This is a genomic window from Shewanella sp. GutDb-MelDb, from assembly GCF_002836075.1.
Taxonomy (GTDB): domain Bacteria; phylum Pseudomonadota; class Gammaproteobacteria; order Enterobacterales; family Shewanellaceae; genus Shewanella.
In genome coordinates, this window is record NZ_PJBM01000121.1 from 1 (window position 1) to 19,202 (window position 19,202).

A 19,202-nucleotide genomic window follows, 5' to 3' on the forward strand; every position below is an offset into this window, starting at 1 on the left:
AAGCAAAAGGGGCAGGAAAAAACTCCTGTGTTATTCACCAACACCTGCTAAGTTAATCAAGATTTAGATACAAAAATGCCCATCATTGATGGGCATTTTTGTATCAGATGTGGACTAAAATCAGTAAAGCTTAATGCAGCTTATCTTCGTCTTCGTCTTCGTCGTCTTCTTCATCTTCATCTTCTTCATCACGGACTTCGCCATCTTCATCAATGAAGTAAGTGCCCCATCCGTCATAATCAACTTTTTGTTTTGCCGCTAACTGAATTAACTTCTCACAAGCGGTATCGAGTAACTCAACATCGAGCTGGTGTGAAGCGACGGCATCAAAGCAGATAATCACAGAACCGTCATCCAGCTCCATCTCTTCAGCATCGTTCACTTCAAAGCCAAGCTTAAAGGCTTCTACTGCCGCTTTTTCCAAGCGATCAAAATTGGTCGATGAGAAGTGATGCTCAATCGTGTAATCGGCATCAGGTAATGAACCGTCAGCAAGTATTGCTTCAACGATTTCACGGTTCTCTGCTTTCTGTTCGTTTAACAGGCGTTCAATAGACATCAGTTACTCCTCAAAAATTTCGCGAAGATTATACCGCTTTAGTCATTAATGCAGAAGCTTCTTGGTTCAACTGTGACAATTTTTCGGACATCAAGATATGGATCCGCTTAGACAGCTCTTTAACTTGTGTTTTATCAAAACTCTTGGTTTCGATAGGCTCCATCATCTCAATAATAACAATGCCATTATTCCAACGATTCAGTTTGATATGACTTTGATTAGACGCCAGTACAGGCACCATAGGCACGCCAGCCGCAATCGCCGTATAAAAAGCACCAGCTTTAAAAGGCAGCAACCCCTTGCCACGAGAACGTGTTCCTTCAGGGAATATCCATACTGACAAGCACTTCTCTTTGATTTTTCTCGCTGTCGCTGCCATGGTATCAAACGCCTTGCTGCGATTTTTACGATCAATCAAAATATTACCTGATAGCCAGTAGATTTGACCAAACAACGGCATCCACGCGAGACTCTTTTTACCTAAACTCACCGTACCTTTAGGTACCATCGCAGTATGGGTAAACATATCGAAATTGTTTTGATGATTAGCTAGAAACACACGAGGCTCATCGCTTTCACATTTAGACTTGCGCGTAATAACTTTAATGCCCAACACGGGTGCAGCCCAAGAAAAAATCTTAGCGAACATATGCACATTATCACGGTGACGTGGTCGTAAAACGCACGCTAATCCACCAATAATAAAGGCTAAAACAAGCATGACAGATAAAATCAAACACCTAAGGATTAACAGCACTACAATCTCCCGCGATTTAATTGGCGCCAGTATAGCCAGCAAGTACTAACGACTCAATATTTAGTTTACACATGTAGCCTGAACCTAGGCTATACAGCACCAGACTTAGGCTACTTTAGCGCACCCAACTTAAGCGAACTTTAATCTAGCGCATATTTAATCATCGCGGATAATAGCCTATAGAGTGTAGCGTTAAGGTCTGACCTCAACTAAACCAGCCTTTGCAGGCCAATATTTTTTCCGTAGAAGCAGTACTAATCTAAAGCAAATAGCGCTGACGGCTAACGTCGCCACGATGGCCGCACCGCTTGGCAAATCAAATGAGGCGGATAATACTAAGCCTGCAACATAACCGAACAAGCCGACCACATAAGCCCAGCCGAGCTTAAAACGCCCAGCATAATGATTAACCGCCAGCGCGGGTAATATCAGAGAGCTAAACACTAAATAGACGCCTACCAGCTCGACTGACAGGGTAATGACTACCGCAAATATCAGATAGAAACCTCGCCCAGCAAGAATTTTAGGTTTAAAAGCCAATAATAGAAGAATAGCTGCATATATACTGGCAGGCAGAAACAATTGACTCCAGCTCACCCATAGTATTTGCCCTGACATCAACTGCTTTAGCATTTCAGCCCCGTGAGGGTCATTCGATAATAGCAGCATCGCAGCCACGGCAGCTAATACATAGAAACAACCAATAATCGCCTCCAGTTCATCTGCCATCCGTTTAGATAACCAAGCGATAAAGCCCGCACCCGCAATGGCAAATAATGCGGGCATCCACACATTGGAGAAAGGTAAGGCTTCAATATCATGGTTGAGATGGCCCACGATGGCACCTAATGCAGCGACCTGTGCAATAGCAAGATCAATAAAGATGATCCCACGTTTTAGCACTTGTTGTCCTAGTACCACATGGGTAGACAAAACGAGTATCCCCGCAACAAATGCGGGGAACAAAATAGATAAAAGATCCAGATCAAACATCGGTATTTACTCTGGTTAACGTCATTTAAAAAGCAAGTGAACGCAATATATCGCGTTCACTTGCTTTACTCTTGGACTGTGGCTATTTAGCGGCGAGTAATAAGTCTATCGCACTATCGTACAGGCTAAACAGATCAACACTTTGCTCATTTCCACCTACTGACATCGGCAGCACAATAACCGGTAAATCAGCACGTTCACCCAACCAATCCGCACCACGTTCACTTTGATATGACGCGATAATGACTGCCATAATATCACCCTGCTTAGCGCGGGTAAGTAGACTCGCTAGATGTGAGCTACTGGGTGGGATCCCAGGCTTTGGTTCAAGATCAGCAACCTGCTCCAACCCTAACCAGTTAAACAGATATTTAAAGCTTGAATGGTAAGCAATAATCTTTTTACCATTCAGTGGCTTTGCCTTCTCTTCCCAGCGAGGAATTGCGTCATTCCAACGTTGGCTAAAACTGGCTAAGTTAGCCTGATATTGCGCGGTGGAGTCTGGATCAAGTTGGATCAACTTTTGTGTCAATGCCTCAGCAACACCCAGCAAGCGTTTTGGGTCAAAGTGCAGATGTGGATTGCCCTTGGCGTGAACATCACCCATTGAGCGATCAACCGATTTCATTTGATCCACAGTGTCTATTTGCTCTGCAGCAAAAAACAGCCCTTGATCGGTAGAACGTACCTTAGCGTTTGCCGACTTCATCTGCAGCATCGGCAGCCAGCCAATTTCAAGATCCGCCCCCGCACAAATGGCGAGATCTGCTTGACGCATTTTAGCAATCAGGCTCGGTCTGGCTTGCACTTGATGAGGATCTTGCATCGCCGTGGTGGCCGAATAGATCCGTGCATCAGGCGCTAGCTCTTTCGCCAGGGCTGCATACTCAGGTTCACAGGCAAAAATATTAAATTCTGCTTGTGCATTGCTGATAAAACCTAGCGTTACAGCTAAGGTAAGTGTTTTTAATACTTTAGGTAAGAACTGCTTAGAATTGATGCGCACCGTGAGCCCCCAGAGTCATAATATATTGAAGAGTGATAACGTTATCGTCTTCTATTCCATCGAAGTTAGTGCCTTGTTGATTGGTATATTGCAGACGCACTGTTGAGAAATGGCTTTGGTGCCATGCAAGGCTCACCTCAGTTTCTTTCAACTTTTGTGGATCAAAATGATCATCATGCATCATCTGAGTGTCGACTTGGCCATAACGTAAACCTGCAGACCACTTAGGGGAGAACTGATAAACACTGCTTAAGTACCAACCGTCTTGATAATCCGTACCAGAATCATCATGACCATCATCGTCATGCTCATCATGATGTTCTTCAAGCGGCTTAAAGTCAGTCACTCGGAAATATTCACCACTCAAAGTGAGGTGTTGGTATTTATAATTCCCATTCGGTGCCCACTTGTAAACAAAGTCTGCTACGTAGGTATTCTCACCGGTGTACTGCGCACTATGGCTATGATCATGCTCATCTTGAACTGCAGCATGATCATCATGCTCCTCGGCAGTCATGCGACCATTTTCATTACGTAAATAACTCAAACCCGCCTGCCATGAACCATTAATACCAGCATCACCACCAATCTTAGTAAATGCGGTATAAACCCCTGTTGACTTGTAATCGCGCTCGTTATGTTCGTCAGCAGCGCGCATATTGTCACCTTTGAACGCTTCGACGCCCATAGTCCAATAAAGATCCGTTGGTGCAACATAGCTTAGTCGCACACCATCATCGAAATAATGGCTGCCTAAAAATGCACGATATGCCGCCGGCCGATCAGAAAAAGCATCAGTATGCACATGCTGATTGTTAAGATAACCAATGTCGGATAAGAAACGTCCCGCCCTCATTGAAAGGCCGTAAGGCATCGCCATTGTTTGAATGAATGCCTCTTCAAGGCCTAGTTCAGTTTCACCGTCATGCATCTCTATCACTGCAGTTAACTTACCGTAAAACATATCATCAATATTGGCACTCATTGCCACTTCAGTGTGGCCCAACCCAAAACCCTCGACACGCTCGCTCATTGGGCGTTCAGCACTTTGATAGTAGCCATCTAATACCGCACTAATGGCAGGGTTGGTTAAGCTTGAATCTTCAGCAAAAGCGTTAATAGAAAAAATTGCGCACGCAGCAGCTACGCCAGTTAGGCGCATAGTTGAAATAGTCATTAGTTCTCCGAAATACAGCTAAGCAAAGCCTTCCCATAGGGAATACTTATTTAATTTAGTAATTGATTTTTATCGAATTGCTTAGACAGTAACGGGGGGGGCACGGCTATTGAAAAAACTCACATGGCGCGAGTTAAATATTGGAAGGATATACTCTTGGCTCTCAACGAACTGGCGTTCTACCGCAATATTAAACTCAAAGCTAGGCAGCAGTTTGTTGATGTGGTGTTGGTGATAACACAGAGTACAATGGTTTTTAGCGCCATCATCCAAGTGACTCAGATCATGAGCGGACGCTGCAAATGACAGGCACAGGAATACGGCAATAAGCCCTATTACCAGTTTCTGCTTCGCTCTACTCAGTTGAATCAAAGTGTTAACCTTGTTTTAAAAAACCAGCCAAGTGTAGGTGGTTCAAGATTGAAGTCAAGTACTCCCTAAAGTGAAAGCGTTACAAAGTGTTTGTGATGAATATCACTAAAACTTGAATGACAATTAATACTGTTTTAAGCTGATAGGGCTAAGATTTCAGCACTAGCATTAATTCATAGAGATATGAATTAAGAGTTTATTTACTAATAAGGCGCCAACATCATGCTTGAACTTCTTCGCTCAAACTTAAAATTCATTATTATGACAGCGTTATTTTTTGGTGTGGTACTTGGCGGTATTTACTACGTAGAAGCCGCACTTGAAGCACAAGTTCAAGTCATCGACTAACGCTGTCAACGGGCTATTTCGTTAACATTCAAGTTAAATTTGGGATTGATTTTCGAATGAAAACTTGAATGAGCTGAAATGTAACTCGCTGCTCAATAAGCCTCTATTCTGATGGCATTGAGTCATCAGAATTTATCGGTATTTCTGCCTTTCTTCGCTGTCATCAACTCTCTCTGGCGCTTCGGTGACTTTCATATGATCCATCATATGGCTTACCAACAGTAACATCACTGCAAATATTGTCACTGGGATACAGATCGTCCGCATAGTCTCATCAAAATATCCCCACACTATTGCCATAAACCCAATATAAAAACTCGCCATTTTAACGCGAGCCATGGGTGCACTTTTACCCAACCAAGCGTCGCAAAGCGGACACTGGATCTCACCATTTAAGCCCTTTCCTCTTTGGTTAACGATTTTATCTATGGCGAAAGGCTTAGAACAATGTGCACATATCACAGGCGCTTCTCTCTATATAATTAGTTAGTTAAGGTTGTCGTATGACGAGCACACCCCAGAAACTGGCGCTTTACGGCCCAAAACTGGCCGCCAATTCTAACAGGTTTGGGCCTTAGTCAGACCTTTTATTGCCCAAAGTCATTATAAAATCTAAATAACAAATCGACACTGTTAAATCTGAGTAATAATATAGTTACTTCAGGGAACTAATGGATATCCAAAAATGCATAGATTGCTTACCCAGCTACTCTTTATCGGCTTATGCTTATTCTCCTCTATCGCTTCGGCAAATGATGAGCCACTCACGATTGAGCTAAACAAGATCCAAAGCGCTATTGATAGTGATGTAAAAGTATTAACGGGCACCAAGGGAGAAATAAAATCATTTATTGAATATCGCATCAGTCGTAATGCAACCTTGTTACAGGAAAAACTGAAGCAGCAGATTGAAGATACACCCGCAAAGTTAGATGTACTAAAGCCATATATTGTCAAACAACTCGCTTTTACCAATCAAGTTGAAGACTATTTTAAGACTCAAAGAGAAACCTTGATGGGTCAAGTTGGCGCGGATAATGACCGTGAAATCATGCTGAAATTGGTACAGATCCAACGCGAACAAGACAAGCTTTACGTTGCAGAAAAGGAACTATTGGCCTGGGCAACAATGGCAGGCGTTGATGTTGAAGTCCAAAATCAAAGGTTCATCAAAGCATTAGAGAGCCGGGCTGATGATCTCGATAGCTTTGTACACTATAACCAGTCGCGATTAACGCAAGCTGTCACAGATGTAACGGTGGCAGGTAAAGACGCGACCAGTGAACAAACTGCCGTGGTTGTCGAACTAAAGGAGCGTCTTGCTCAAAGCTCTACCAGTTTATCGACTGCCATCGAGCTTTTAGATGAACTCGGTGAAGATACCGCTATATATAAGCAAACTTTGTTCAGTATATCTGGCGATATCACTCAAGATGTACTCAACTTAGATGTGGCAAGCAGCCTACTGAGTGAGTGGATGTCGATTGCCAAAAATCAGGCCTTAGAAAATGGCGCCAGTGTGGTGTTCAAACTTCTCATTTTTAGCTTAATCTTGTTTCTATCGAGCTTGGTCGGGAAAATTGCTAAGCGCATCGTACAAAAAACAGTGAGTAACTCTAAGCTTAAATTTAGTTACCTACTGCAAGACTTTTTTATCTCTATGGTGGGAAAAGTGGTCTTTGCATTAGGCTTATTGATTGGCCTGTCACAACTCGGGTTTGAGCTGGCGCCGCTGCTAGCAGGTTTCGGTATTGCCGGTGTGATTATTGGTTTTGCACTGCAAGACACCCTATCTAACTTTGCTTCAGGCATGATGATCTTAATCTACCGTCCTTTTGATGTTGATGACCTCATTAATGCCGCTGGCGTCACCGGGCGAGTCAGCCATATGAGTCTGGTTTCAACCACCATCAAAACGTTAGATAACCAAAGGTTAATCATCCCCAATAATAAAATTTGGGGCGATACCATTAACAACATCACTGTTGAGCAAGTACGTCGAGTCGACTTAACGTTTGGCATCGGTTATAAAGACAGCATTGAACATGCTGAAAAAGTCTTAAACGATGTCATGATGTCGCATCCTAAAGTGTTGAAAAGCCCTGAGCCGATGATAAAGCTACACACCTTAGGTGAGTCTTCGGTCGACTTTATTGTACGCCCATGGGTTAAGCCTATTGATTACTGGGATGTTTATTGGGATATCACCCGTGAAGTCAAAATGCGCTTTGACGCTGAAGGGATTAGTATTCCGTTCCCACAACGCGATGTCCATATCTACCAAGAAACCTAAATTGCTGTATTAGCTAAAAGCCCCACCAGCGTTTGCTGGCGGGGCTTTTAAATTAAAATAGCTCCATAAATACTAACGATGAAGATCCGCTGTCACTTAAGCTAAGCCGATAATCTCATCATTGCTATCGATATCGATATTTAAGTAACCAGGGCGAATCCCCAAGCCCGGCATCGTCATCACCTTCCCCACTAAAGCCGTTATAAAGCCCGCTCCCGCATTAAGCCTGAGTTCATTGATAGGCAGTTCAAAACCTGTAGGAACCCCCTTTAAACTAGCGTCATGACTGATAGACATCGGCGTTTTAGCAATACAAACAGGCAAATGGCTATAGCCATGTTTACCTAGCCAAGCCAATTGCTGTTTGGCCTTATCAGACATAGCAACACTCGCCGCACCATATCCCACTTCAGCTAACGTCATCAGTTTAGCCTCTAAGCTATCTTCCGCTTGGTATAAGCATTTAAATTCAGATTCTACTTGGGTGGCAGCGTAAACCACCTTCGCTAACTTAACGCCGCCTTCAGAGCCGCGAGCAAAAGCATCACTTATCTCACAGCCAAAGGCACGGGTGTGGCTCACTTGTGCTTTTAGCCAATCAAGCTCTGCGGCGGTATCCGTTGGGAAACGGTTAATAGCGACCACTACAGGTGTACCGTATTGATGCACATTATTAATATGCCATTCTAAATTGGCAAAACCAGCTTTTAGACGGAGCAAGTCAGGTTGGTCTATCGCGATATCCGATTCAATACCGCTATTGGCCTTAAGCGCTTTTAGCGTGACCACAACCACAGCTGCTGACGGTTTATAGCCAGATTCTCTGACTTTGATATTACTGAACTTCTCAAAGCCCATATCAGAGCCAAAACCAGCTTCCGTTATCACCACGTCAGCCAATCTTGCTGCCAATTCATCGGCAATAATCGAAGAGTTACCGTGGGCAATATTGGCAAAAGGACCCGCGTGAATAAAACAAGGATCGCCAGAGAGCGTCTGCATCAATGTTGGCTTAATCGCATCTCTCATTATCACAGTCATGGCGCCTGCCACACCGATATCCTCTGCAGTAATCGGATTTGCTTCTAGATCGAGTGCCAGCACTAGCCGCCCCACTCTTTGCCGGAGATCCTGAAGGTCTTTGCTCAATGCTAGAATCGCCATTAACTCCGATGCAGCAGTAATATCAAAACCTGACTCATGTACAGGGCCATTGACCGCGCCAAGACCGACTGCAATCTGCCTTAAGCTACGCTCATTATGATCAACCACTCTGCGCCAAAGAATGTTTTTAACATCAATATTGAGCGCTGTTAAGCCAGATTCTTGGGTAAATGCATCAGCGCCCAGCCTTGTTTCATGGAATAGACGAGCATCAATAGCCGCTGCAGCGAGATTATGCGCACTGCTCACTGCATGTATATCGCCAGTAAGGTGTAAATTCAGCTCCTCCATTGGCACCACTTGCGCGTAGCCGCCTCCTGCAGCCCCGCCCTTAATACCAAATACTGGTCCCATGCTTGGCTGGCGTATACAGCCGCAGGTTTTTATCCCAATGGCATTCATCGCCTGCGTCAAACCAATAGTGGTTACTGTTTTTCCTTCACCAAAAGGCGTAGGTGTTACTGCCGTGACGATCACAAGTTTGGCATTTGGTTTATCAGCCAAGCGGTGGGCAACGGTGAGGGAAACTTTGGCTTTGTTAGCGCCATAGAGGGACAGTTCAGAGTCGATAATGCCGAGTTTAGCGGCGATATCTGCAATCGGTTTGCAGGTATGCTCACTAGAAATTTGTATATCTGACAGCATTCGTAGGTATCCACTGTTTTGTTTAAAATAAGGTAGAGTCACGAGTGCAATATAGAGGATCTGAAACCGAGGTTGAATAGTGAGCGAATGCTATTTTAGCTTTTTGTAATCTACATCAATAAAATCATCACCAGATGACAGAAATAGACCATGCAAAATAGCGATTTTCAACTATCACAATTTGTCGTAGGCTTTTGGCGAATAGCATTACAATCTAAATTGGAATCACCATTATCTCAATTATTACCTTGTTCCACTTTTCTACCGGAGTGCTGAAAAAAGCATTCGGAATCGTTAGGATTTAGATCGAAAAAGGCGCAATACAGCGCCTTTTCATCATGACCAATGCTTTATAAAAAGGTGATTTCACCGGTCAAATGCGGACGTCGTCCTTTTTGATCTCTTAGCTCAAATATCAAACTATCTTGTTTTTGTTCCGCCGCAAAGCTGACGTTACCAGGCATAAACAAGGGTAATTTAAAGGCAACATCTATCTTGCAAGGTTTAGCCACGATTTCAGGCATTACTTCTGCAATACAGCGCCCTTTAGACCACATACCATGCGCTAAAACACGATCAAACCCAAAGCGTTTAGACAATACTGGATGCAGATGGATAAGATTATAGTCGCCTGATGCTTTGGCGTAACGGCGGCCCAAGTCTTCACTTAAGCTCCATGCTTGAGCTGTATCCCAGTTGATATCACTGGCTCTGGGTGGGCGCATTCGCTTAGTCTTACCTTCGATGCGATATAGGTAGGTTGAGAGTGACTCCCAGACTAACTCGCCAGCAACAAACGCTTTTGATACCAATTCAAACTCCAAGCCAGAGTCGGTCATTTGGCTGGTCGTTAATGAACATTCAATATCATAGCTTTCAGCAACCGTTGTTGGACGATATAAGGTGATGCTGTTCTTTAAATGGAGCATACCAAGCAAAGGAAATGTGATTGCGTCATGAGTGAAAATCATTGCATGTAATCTAAACGCCATTACATACAAATAAGTCGGCGGTAACGTTTGACCATCAAAATCAAAACCGCATACCTTGGCATACTGCTCAACTTTTTCTGCGGACAATGCCACATTTGGACTGCTTACTTTAATCATAGGCAGCGGCTGTTCATCCCAACCAGGTTTGCGCCCAAAAAATATCTTTCGATACAGCGAAAACAGCGATGGCATAGCCTTTAAATCAATACAGTATTCTTCAGTCAAACTAATCAAACCTTACATTAAAACACAGACAAAAAATAAACGATCCGCAGATTATACCCTAAAACAGAAAAAGCCGATAATAGTGATGAGCAATCGCCTTAAGTACAGGTGGTTTGCCAACAGTTTTTACTGCTCACGCCAATAGGCTCCAAGTAGGACTGTACACTCCGACTCCCCACTAAGTGTCCGGCACCAACAATAATGAATAAAGGTTGCTTAGTTGAGGCTGATGTCATCAGTTCCTCGATTTTATTAGCCATCCCCTTATTACGGTCCCACAGCATCTTCTCTACCATTTCAGTATTGCCTTCGCGGAGCATCTCTCCTTCCATTAAATCTGCCAGCTCAGTTTCATCGCCACGGCGCCACGCCGAAATAAGTTTTAGCATATCTTCATCTGGTGCTTCTATTGCTTCGCGTACCATCTCCCACTGCGTCTCAGGACTAAAAGATGATAGCAACTCAAACTGAAACTCGGTGCTTTCGAGCTCATATACAGGTCTATGATCTGCTTGAGCAACTAACACTGAGTCCACGCCATAAAGTGCGCTATATCCCAGAGCAGTGTAGCGCCCCACACTCAGTTGCATTGATTGTAACCAGGGTGCATAGCTGCTTAAAGCGGCACATAAGTTGGCTTTATCTTTACAATAACTGGCTAATACGCCTTTGGTTTTATCATCAATCGGTAACTGTTTAGCGCCATATCTTTGTAATAATGCTGCAACGTTAGCATCGCGAACATCTGCTTCTACGACAATCGCTTTTGATGTCGAAAATGCCTGTTCAATTTGATCCGCTAATGGATAAAAATCAGCTTTACCAATATGGATAGAGCCCAGTAGATAGGCGGTTTTACCTTGATAAGAAACTTGGTAGAAAGGCGGTTTATCCGTTGGCGCAGCGCTGGCTATTTGGGCTGCAACGACACAACACATGCCAACTATCGATAATAAACCTTTCTGAATACTTGTTGCCAACATACTTGCCCCTTATAATTCAGCAAATTTTAAAATGAGAGGCTGTTATGCCACACACACAGGTTATCGAGCAACTAAAAGCCAGTTTGCAAACCGCCTACCGACAAGCTATCGATGCAGATACAAGACTCGATGGGCTCAAAAAAGCAGGCCACGTTAAGTTTAATACTATTTTCACTAAGGACGAGGGATTTTCTACCAGTAGCAATCGCTTTCAGCCTTATGTAACCGAACTTGCTGCTGAAATGGACGCGATGAGCCACGAACCTGACACCATGGCGACTGGATTAGAAAGCTACGTCCGTAAGCTTGGCTTATTATTGCAAACGATGCAGACTTTTAAAGCCAATACCAAATAGCCTTGCGGGGCCAGTCGATCCATTAATAAAACCGACGCTTACCTTATAGCCATTAAGGTAAGTGAAAGCGTGAAAAAATGTTAATGGATTGATTTTTGACATCTTAATGTCATCCAAGCGTCATACAATCTTCTACTTCTTAAATATTGAGTAGAACACATGACCGCTATTGATCTAAAAAGTGAACTCGCTAAGATCATCGATCGAGAGAAAATCAAAGCTGTTTTTCAGCCCATATGTAATATCTCAACGTATCAAGTTCATGGTTTCGAAGCGCTAAGTCGTGGACCCGAACATAGCCCGCTCTACTCTCCTGTACCACTATTTAAAACAGCGGCTCACGAAGGGCGTTTATCTGAACTTGAAAGCCTTTGCCGACGGATCTCCATCCAACAATTCAAGAATATTGCGCTATCAGGCAAGTTGTTCATCAATATTTCACCTAAAGCCTTACTGGAACCCAATCATGCTAAAGGTCTCACATTAAGCTTGGTGCAAGAATTGGGGATCCATCCTTCTCAAGTGGTCATTGAGCTCTCAGAGCAGTATCCTGCCGATGATATCGATCTGCTCAAATCTTGCTTAAACCATTACCGTAGCCAAGGGTTTCTCACTGCCATTGATGATCTTGGAGCAGGATATTCAGGTCTGAGACTATGGTCAGAGCTTGCACCAGATTACGTCAAAATTGATAGGCACTTTATTGATTCAATTGACTCATCTCCGGTTAAACAAGAGTTCGTGCGCTCTATTGTCAATCTATGCCAAAATCTAAGCTGTAAAGTCATTGCAGAAGGTATTGAAACAGAAAAAGAGCTCGCGGTATTAAAACAGTTGGGCATTATCTACTGTCAAGGCTACCTACTGGGTCGACCAGAAGCATCGCCAAATCGAAGCATCACCCTCAAAGATAACATTGAGCCCATCCCTTACCATATTCGGTTTGCAGAGTCGGCAGAAAGCCTCAGCTGCAGTGCGATTACTTGCCAGTCCGGCACTAAGCTAAAACTTATCGGCGAACAGTTTAATCAGCAACCCGCTTTACAAGCCATTGTCGTAGTCGACCAACAACGAGTGATTGGATTGATCGCTCGATCTCACGTTATAGAACTGTTTAGTACGCCTTACGGTCGATCACTACATGAACACCAACCCGTTGATGACATTCTCGATACCGATGTGATTCAGATTGAAGCTCACCAGCCTTTATCTCAAGTCAGTCAACGTCTAACGTCAGAGTCAACTGGGCTTGTAGCGCAACAGTTTATTGTATTAAAACAAGGGCGGCTATTGGGGATTGGTCATACTAAAGATCTCTTGGCACAGATCACGGAGCAAAAAATTACCGTCGCTCGTCATGCAAACCCTCTGACAGGGTTGCCAGGGAATATTCCAATTCAACAGGAGTTACAACGCTTAAAACAGCAACATAAACCGTTCTACCTTGCATATTTTGACCTATCTCATTTTAAACCTTATAACGATATTTACGGCTTTTGTCGTGGAGACGAGGTCATTATGGAGGTATCACGATTATTACAACGTCAACGAAGCAGCGATAATTTTATCGGCCACATTGGTGGGGACGACTTCGTCATCATTAGCACCTGCGATGATATTCAGCAGCAAGCACTCACCATTATTAGTGACTTTGAAGCCGTGAAGTCACTATTTTACTCCGATGAGCATTGGCAGGATAAACGGATGCTGGCAGATGACAGAGAAGGTGTTACTTGTTATCACGGCTTAATCGCATTAACGGCAGGCGTTTTACCACCGCTAGTCACCTCAAATTGCAATGAACACCAACTGTCTGTTTATAGTGCTCTAGCAAAGAAACAGGCTAAACAAGCCAGTGGCTTATTTAGTCTATTTCAATTGCACAAGGAAAAGGTGCTTAACGTGACCGCGCTGTCAGCACGGCTTTAAGTTTAAATTTTTGGCTTAATAGTCTCTTTTAGCCACGATGTGAGTAACGCATTTTCATACCGATTAGTTTTATTATTAGCCTTATGAATAGAGTGCATAAAGCCAAGGTCGGTTAATTTTTCATCGCCAACTATAATGACATGTTCGCCTTCAGTCACTTTATAACTAAAGGTGATACGAGGTGGGTAAATATCTTTAACCACACGTAAATCGTTGGTAGTGGCGCCAAACGTCGGTCTGACATCACCCGCTAAATCTAAGTCAGTAACGACCATTTCAAGCTTTTGATTCGGCTTTAAAATCTTAGCCGCTTCTTTGTTTAAATTTTTAGTTAGCGCTTCAAACGTACGGTTTTCAAAACGGGATTGAATATCACCGCTAGCCTTAACATCGCGAAAACTTTTTGGATCTTGCCACTCAACTTTAACAATACCACTTTCTGTTATAGGGTTTTCAACGGCTTCATCAGCCCATGTTGAACCTGATAACATTGAACCTGATAGTAATAGTCCAGCAACGAGTATGTGTTTTAAATTCATATTTACCTCTACGGTTGAACAAAGGAGAATGCTCTATTTCACAATCATAAACGACCTAAGCTGAATAAGGACTTAATGTGAAATGGTTAACATATAACCTATATAATATTAGTAGACCACACTCAATGCCGAATGGTTGCATCAAATTGCATCAAAACTTGCTTAAGCTAACCAAACTGTAAACAGGATTTGCATTATTAGCGCTAAATATTATGCTGTCTAAAATAAGTCGCCATCTAATAAATTGGAAATCGTGCCATGCAGAAACTCGCTCCAGTCCTTTTTGTGCTCCTATTACTGACAGGTTTAACTTGGGCAATTATTAGCATCAATCAATCAGAGCAAACTTCATCCTATGAAACTTGGTCCGCTTTCATTTATAAGAATGGCTATAACTCAAGTAAATATGAAAAAACCGATGATTTCGACGATTACCCAAGCTGCAAGGCATTTTCAGAACAGCAGTCAGAGCAACTCAATAATGTTGTTTGGGAATGCGGCCTTAACTGTAGCTTCGACTCTATGCGACAAGGATTTCATTGTAAAACAATGACTAATGAGTAACTAGCGTTGTTTTGTTCGCTCTAAACACTTTCAACATATAAGACTAAAAAATTAAATACAAAAAACACTCCATCAGTAACCAACTGTTTTTATTTCATAAAAACTAAAGCTCAACACAACCAGTCGTTAGCTCACTTTTTGTTCAGCTTTGGTACATGAAGCATTCGTTAACATACGTATCAAGCAAACGCATCCCCAGAGGAAAACCTCTTAACTGACGGGCTATAAATCGTCGTTAAGAGTCAACGGTTCCTAAACTGGTTACTGATTAATATTTGGAGTCCAATATGAACTACTCAAACATTACAACACTGCCATTTTCTGGCCGTATGGCATTCTTTGCAGCAATGCTGCTCTCATTTAGCTTCATCGGCCAAGCAAATGCCAATGACTTTACCCCTGCGGAGCAAGCAGCAGTGGATGGACACTTTGAGATCCTAGCAGAGCAGCAAGCTCAATCGGATATTGCGTTAGATAACAAAATTCAGGCTGAATTTGATGACCAAGTCAGCGACTCAGAAGAAGAGTTTATGGAGTTGACCTGTGAGGCTCACGGTTTTGATTTCGACAGTGAAGTAAGCGCCTGCGTCGAGTAAGCGAGCTTAATATAACAAAAACGAGGCATTGCCTCGTTTTTGTTGTTTATAGCTCCCCATACACCCTAGCGACTTCATACATAGAACTCTGTCACTTATCGATAAGCTGAATCCTGCCTTTCGAGGATATTTGAGGATAAACTAAAACGGAAAAGCAGCACTAAGAATTGGATAGCTCGCTTTTAGTTGTTTTTTCTTATGTGAAAACTTCTTCCCCGCAGGTGAAGCTTGCCCTGATGGCACATAAGGAAGCTCATCATCAGCACGCTCTTCATAGAGCTGACCCGCTATCAAGTCATACTCATCGAGAAAAGGATAGGCTGAACCATCTTTTTCAGGCCAATCAAGTAACTTACCAAGCTCATCTGGTGACTCGACAACAGTGTCATACCACTGTTTTCCCAGTGAGATCAAAAAGCAGCGAAACTCAGCAAAAGCATACTCAGAATCACATCCAGTGATGATATAGGCCGCCCCCCACACTGACCACGAATACGAACGACGCATTTGCTGGCCAAAGATCTTGTCAAAATCACGAAGCTCATCATTATTCAGAGGGCTCAGGTTTTGCTTTAGTGATTCAGCTAAATCCGTTTGATTTTGCTGAGGAGATGTACGGGTAACCAGTTCCCAAAACTGTGACTCTGTCATTGTGCTCTCTAAAAATACGATGGTATAACGCTATTCTAGCGTAATACCCGATAAAATAGCCAAGCTTGGCTATTAAAACTAAATGAGCGATTGTGTGGACTCGCTGCACTGATTTTTTTACACTCACCGTTATCTCCCTCAAGCACGACGACGCTTAATGCGTCAATAATTAGGTATCCAATGAAGAAACCTCACCCAATGCTGGCAATTTTAATGGCTATATATGTCTTGGTCGCCTTTGCCGCGTTATGGCGCACCGCAACAACACAAACATACGACTTGTTCACCCTTGGTGTGTTTCCAGTGTTATACGGGCTTGTACTACGTCAATTTTGGGCTGTAGTGTTATTAAAAATATACCTCGCGATTCAAACAGTGGCACTGCTCGCACTGGCTACAGCCGCAATCATTGCTTATCAAATTACACCTGAAGATGTGAAGGTGGTTTTCCAAGGACGAAATATTCCTATTAGTACCATTGTTATCTCTGCATTAATCGCCATGAGCTTCCAGTACTGGGTCGCCTTTAGTCAAAAAACAAAGCGTTACTTTAAACAAGAAAAATAGTTTCAAACCGATAAACGGCAGCGTTTTATAATGCTTAAAATCAACCATATAACAAATAAAAATAACAAGTGGTAAAGCTATTTATGAGCGATTTACAACCTAGTGAACTCTCCATACTGCTCGTTGAGCCTTCAGATACTCAACGTAAAATTATCGTTAACCGATTAGAGCAAGAGGGTGTGAAACAGATCCAAACAGCCACCAACCTTGAGCAAGCGCTGGGGATAATTAAGCGCCACCAGCCAGATCTCGTTGCCAGTGCAATGCACTTTGAAGATGGCACCGCGCTAGATCTGCTAAAACAACTCAAATCATCAGAACAATTTCGTGATATTCAGTTTATGTTGGTCTCAAGCGAGTGTCGCCGCGAGCAATTAGAAAGCTATCGTCAGTCAGGCGTTGTCGCTATTCTCCCTAAGCCGTTTACTTCAATCCACCTAGGAAAAGCACTCAACGCCACGATTGATCTACTAAGCCACGACGAATTAGACCTCACCCACTTTGATGTACAAGATCTGCGAGTACTCGTCGTCGATGACAGCAAGATGGCAAGAAACGTCATTAAGCGCACGATTACCAATCTTGGTTTACGGATGATAACGGAGGCTCAAGATGGCCAAGAAGCCATTGAAATACTGCAGCAGCAGATGTTTGATCTCGTCATAACTGATTACAATATGCCCACCGTGGATGGTTTAGCATTAACCCAATTTATTCGTAACGATAGTGAGCAATCTCATATTCCTATTCTGATGGTGTCATCTGAAGCTAACGAAACTCACCTGAGTAACGTTTCACAAGCGGGTGTGAATGCACTTTGTGATAAGCCTTTTGAGCCTCAAGTTGTCAAACGAATCCTCTATCAACTGCTCGAGGAGTAGAAAAATTGAGAAATCCTTCCTGTTTTTGACTTTAAAGGTCATTTCATCGGCTTAAAGCTCTTTTCAAATGCAAAAGCTTGTGGCATGTTACATAACGCTACTAATAAATAAATCTACGGAAAGAAGAGACGATTCAAATGAATAAGACTGAACTTGTTGCAAAAATGGCTGAATCTGCGGAACTCACTAAAGCTGAAGCCGCACGTGCGTTAAAATCTTTTGAAGAAACTGTTGCAGAAGCGATGAAGAATGGAGAAAAGATCTCTATTGTTGGTTTTGGCTCTTTTGAAACATCAGAGCGTGCTGCTCGCACAGGTCGTAACCCACAGACTGGCAAAGAAATCCAGATCCCTGCGGCTACCGTACCTAAGTTTAAAGCGGGTAAAACGCTTAAAGATAGCGTTAACTAATCACAACTCTTGTGATTTATATAAAACCTCCTATTAGGAGGTTTTTTTATGTCTGCTAATCGGCCACGACTGCAAGTTCAACCGTTTTTCACTTCAACTTTGCACTAATCCAGTGCCACCTGCCCTAGATTGAATCAATTCCAATGAACAAACCAACAGCAGCACAAATAAACATCTGTTTTATAACATTAAAATTTCTGGCTTGGTCTTTGCTATATCCCCTGTGACTATTATAAAAATACTTATAGGGGAAGATAATGAACAAGCTACTTATCAATACCGCAGCCGTGACTGCAACAGCGCTAATGAGCCTATCGGCAAACGCCGCAGTAGAAGCCAATATTGGCGCCACTTCTAACTACTTATGGCGTGGTGTTACCCAAACCAATGATGCAGTAGCCGTTCAAGGTGGCATTGATTACAGCCACGAAGTCGGCTTCTACGCCGGAACATGGGCATCAAATGTCGATTTTGGTAACGAGACCAGTTATGAGATTGATTTCTATGCCGGCTTTGCTGGCAGCATAGGCAAAGAGTTTGGCTATGACATCAGCTATCTCTATTATGCTTACCCAGATGCTGACGACAGCATCGATTTTGGCGAAGCTACAGTGGCCCTTAGCTGGAAATGGATTGAAGTAAGCTACGCACATGTAGTCAATGCGGGAAATGATGTCACTGGCGACCCTACACTCGATGAAAAAGACATGGGTTACGTGCAAACCACATTAACTTACCCTATCTCAGATACTCTCTCAATTGCAGCGCACTATGGCTACTCAACAGGTGATGTCGTTACCGCTTGGTACAGTACCGACAACTACGCTGACTATTCGATTGCCCTCAGTAAAGACACAGATTTTGGTACTGTCTCTTTTATGGTCAGTGATACTGACTTAACAGATGATGATGCTAAAGTGCTGCTAGGGTATAGCTATAGCTTCGATTTGTAATATTCGAATATTATCTTTCAGTGGCGGCCGTTGCTGTGCAGATACCATTGCACAAAAAACGCCGCTGACTGAAAGTCATCGGCCCTTTGCATTATTAATCGTCATATACCATCTCTAGTTTAGGTTATTAAATTTCAGTAATTACTCTCCGCCAATGGGTTTTATAGCTTTAGTTTTATAAAACTGTAATTTTGTTACGTAGATCGCATATTTTTGTCTAATGGCCTGCTAAATTCCTTCTT

General features: G+C 42.9%; 22 protein-coding genes. 10 read left to right on the forward strand and 12 right to left on the reverse strand.

All coding sequences use genetic code 11. The features are described 5' to 3' along the window. Nucleotides 1-130 precede the first annotated feature (130 nt). From rraB to CXF82_RS03065, 6 genes are all read right to left on the reverse strand, one after another. The gene (rraB, locus tag CXF82_RS03040; RefSeq protein WP_102043636.1) at nt 131-559 is read right to left on the reverse strand and encodes a ribonuclease E inhibitor RraB; all 429 of its coding nucleotides are present in this window, start codon (nt 557-559) and stop codon (nt 131-133) included. A gap of 28 nt (nt 560-587) precedes the next feature. Continuing rightward, nucleotides 588-1,316 carry a 1-acylglycerol-3-phosphate O-acyltransferase gene (locus CXF82_RS03045; RefSeq protein ID WP_101089903.1) on the reverse strand — a complete coding sequence of 243 codons (729 nt, stop codon included), beginning with the start codon at nt 1,314-1,316 and terminating at the stop codon, nt 588-590. Nucleotides 1,317-1,508: 192 nt separating this feature from the next. Continuing rightward, a complete protein-coding gene (locus tag CXF82_RS03050) occupies nt 1,509-2,309 on the reverse strand; it encodes a metal ABC transporter permease (protein ID WP_101089872.1) in 801 nt (266 codons plus the stop codon). Nucleotides 2,310-2,391: 82 nt separating this feature from the next. Continuing rightward, nucleotides 2,392-3,315 (reverse strand): metal ABC transporter solute-binding protein, Zn/Mn family, encoded by a 924-nt coding sequence (locus CXF82_RS03055; protein ID WP_180961159.1) that lies wholly within the window; start codon nt 3,313-3,315, stop codon nt 2,392-2,394. Further along, nucleotides 3,299-4,492, reverse strand: coding sequence for a hypothetical protein (locus CXF82_RS03060; protein ID WP_101089871.1), 1,194 nt, complete (start codon nt 4,490-4,492; stop codon nt 3,299-3,301). The genes CXF82_RS03055 and CXF82_RS03060 overlap by 17 nt, the downstream gene beginning before the upstream one ends. Nucleotides 4,493-4,573: 81 nt before the next feature. Further along, nucleotides 4,574-4,855, reverse strand: coding sequence for an ABC-type zinc uptake system zinc chaperone (locus tag CXF82_RS03065; protein WP_101089901.1), 282 nt, complete (start codon nt 4,853-4,855; stop codon nt 4,574-4,576). A gap of 231 nt (nt 4,856-5,086) precedes the next feature. Between CXF82_RS03065 and CXF82_RS22525 the strand changes: the two genes are divergently transcribed. Continuing rightward, on the forward strand, nt 5,087-5,212 hold the full coding sequence (locus tag CXF82_RS22525; RefSeq protein ID WP_257982718.1) for a hypothetical protein: 126 nt from the start codon (nt 5,087-5,089) through the stop codon (nt 5,210-5,212). 132 nt (nt 5,213-5,344) lie between these two features. Here the strand turns inward: CXF82_RS22525 and CXF82_RS03070 are convergent, their stop codons facing one another. Further along, complete coding sequence (locus CXF82_RS03070) at nt 5,345-5,674, reverse strand: hypothetical protein (protein WP_102038869.1); 330 nt, start codon at nt 5,672-5,674, stop codon at nt 5,345-5,347. 223 nt (nt 5,675-5,897) lie between these two features. Between CXF82_RS03070 and CXF82_RS03075 the strand changes: the two genes are divergently transcribed. Further along, nucleotides 5,898-7,505 (forward strand): mechanosensitive ion channel family protein, encoded by a 1,608-nt coding sequence (locus CXF82_RS03075; protein WP_101089869.1) that lies wholly within the window; start codon nt 5,898-5,900, stop codon nt 7,503-7,505. A 96-nt stretch (nt 7,506-7,601) separates the two neighbouring features. On the opposite strand, the gene CXF82_RS03080 is transcribed toward CXF82_RS03075, so the two are convergent. The 3 genes from CXF82_RS03080 to CXF82_RS03090 form a co-directional block, all read right to left on the reverse strand. Next, nucleotides 7,602-9,314 carry a formate--tetrahydrofolate ligase gene (locus tag CXF82_RS03080; RefSeq protein ID WP_102043637.1) on the reverse strand — a complete coding sequence of 571 codons (1,713 nt, stop codon included), beginning with the start codon at nt 9,312-9,314 and terminating at the stop codon, nt 7,602-7,604. Between the two features lie 350 nt (nt 9,315-9,664). After that, nucleotides 9,665-10,498, reverse strand: coding sequence for a MaoC/PaaZ C-terminal domain-containing protein (locus CXF82_RS03085; RefSeq protein WP_180961048.1), 834 nt, complete (start codon nt 10,496-10,498; stop codon nt 9,665-9,667). 131 nt (nt 10,499-10,629) lie between these two features. Beyond that, entirely contained in the window at nt 10,630-11,514 is an 885-nt protein-coding gene (locus CXF82_RS03090; RefSeq protein ID WP_101089866.1) for a TraB/GumN family protein, read from the reverse strand. Nucleotides 11,515-11,558: 44 nt separating this feature from the next. Here CXF82_RS03090 and CXF82_RS03095 point away from each other — a divergent pair, with 44 nt between their 5' ends. Both CXF82_RS03095 and CXF82_RS03100 read left to right on the forward strand, forming a co-directional pair. Next, complete coding sequence (locus CXF82_RS03095) at nt 11,559-11,870, forward strand: prephenate dehydrogenase (RefSeq protein ID WP_101089865.1); 312 nt, start codon at nt 11,559-11,561, stop codon at nt 11,868-11,870. Nucleotides 11,871-12,029: 159 nt separating this feature from the next. Continuing rightward, a complete protein-coding gene (locus tag CXF82_RS03100) occupies nt 12,030-13,799 on the forward strand; it encodes a GGDEF domain-containing protein (RefSeq protein WP_102043638.1) in 1,770 nt (589 codons plus the stop codon). Between the two features lie 2 nt (nt 13,800-13,801). Here CXF82_RS03100 and CXF82_RS03105 read toward each other — a convergent pair whose 3' ends face one another. Then, nucleotides 13,802-14,338, reverse strand: coding sequence for a DUF3016 domain-containing protein (locus CXF82_RS03105; protein ID WP_101089863.1), 537 nt, complete (start codon nt 14,336-14,338; stop codon nt 13,802-13,804). Nucleotides 14,339-14,596: 258 nt separating this feature from the next. On the opposite strand from CXF82_RS03105, the gene CXF82_RS03110 reads away from it, so the two are divergent. Together CXF82_RS03110 and CXF82_RS03115 are read left to right on the forward strand one after the other, a co-directional pair. After that, on the forward strand, nt 14,597-14,902 hold the full coding sequence (locus CXF82_RS03110; RefSeq protein ID WP_101089862.1) for a hypothetical protein: 306 nt from the start codon (nt 14,597-14,599) through the stop codon (nt 14,900-14,902). A gap of 287 nt (nt 14,903-15,189) precedes the next feature. Next, entirely contained in the window at nt 15,190-15,498 is a 309-nt protein-coding gene (locus tag CXF82_RS03115) for a hypothetical protein (RefSeq protein WP_101089861.1), read from the forward strand. Nucleotides 15,499-15,639: 141 nt separating this feature from the next. Here the strand turns inward: CXF82_RS03115 and CXF82_RS03120 are convergent, their stop codons facing one another. Beyond that, nucleotides 15,640-16,149, reverse strand: a complete 510-nt coding sequence (locus CXF82_RS03120; RefSeq protein WP_101089860.1) for a DUF4240 domain-containing protein — start codon at nt 16,147-16,149, stop codon at nt 15,640-15,642. Nucleotides 16,150-16,329: 180 nt separating this feature from the next. On the opposite strand from CXF82_RS03120, the gene CXF82_RS03125 reads away from it, so the two are divergent. The 4 genes from CXF82_RS03125 to CXF82_RS03140 all read left to right on the forward strand — a co-directional run bounded on the left by CXF82_RS03125 (nt 16,330) and on the right by CXF82_RS03140 (nt 18,960). Further along, nucleotides 16,330-16,716, forward strand: coding sequence for a hypothetical protein (locus CXF82_RS03125; RefSeq protein WP_102043639.1), 387 nt, complete (start codon nt 16,330-16,332; stop codon nt 16,714-16,716). Between the two features lie 83 nt (nt 16,717-16,799). Further along, on the forward strand, nt 16,800-17,597 hold the full coding sequence (locus CXF82_RS03130) for a response regulator (RefSeq protein WP_101089858.1): 798 nt from the start codon (nt 16,800-16,802) through the stop codon (nt 17,595-17,597). Between the two features lie 137 nt (nt 17,598-17,734). Next, complete coding sequence (locus CXF82_RS03135; protein ID WP_020910742.1) at nt 17,735-18,007, forward strand: HU family DNA-binding protein; 273 nt, start codon at nt 17,735-17,737, stop codon at nt 18,005-18,007. Nucleotides 18,008-18,264: 257 nt separating this feature from the next. Continuing rightward, nucleotides 18,265-18,960, forward strand: a complete 696-nt coding sequence (locus tag CXF82_RS03140; RefSeq protein WP_101089857.1) for a TorF family putative porin — start codon at nt 18,265-18,267, stop codon at nt 18,958-18,960. Nucleotides 18,961-19,202 lie beyond the last annotated feature (242 nt).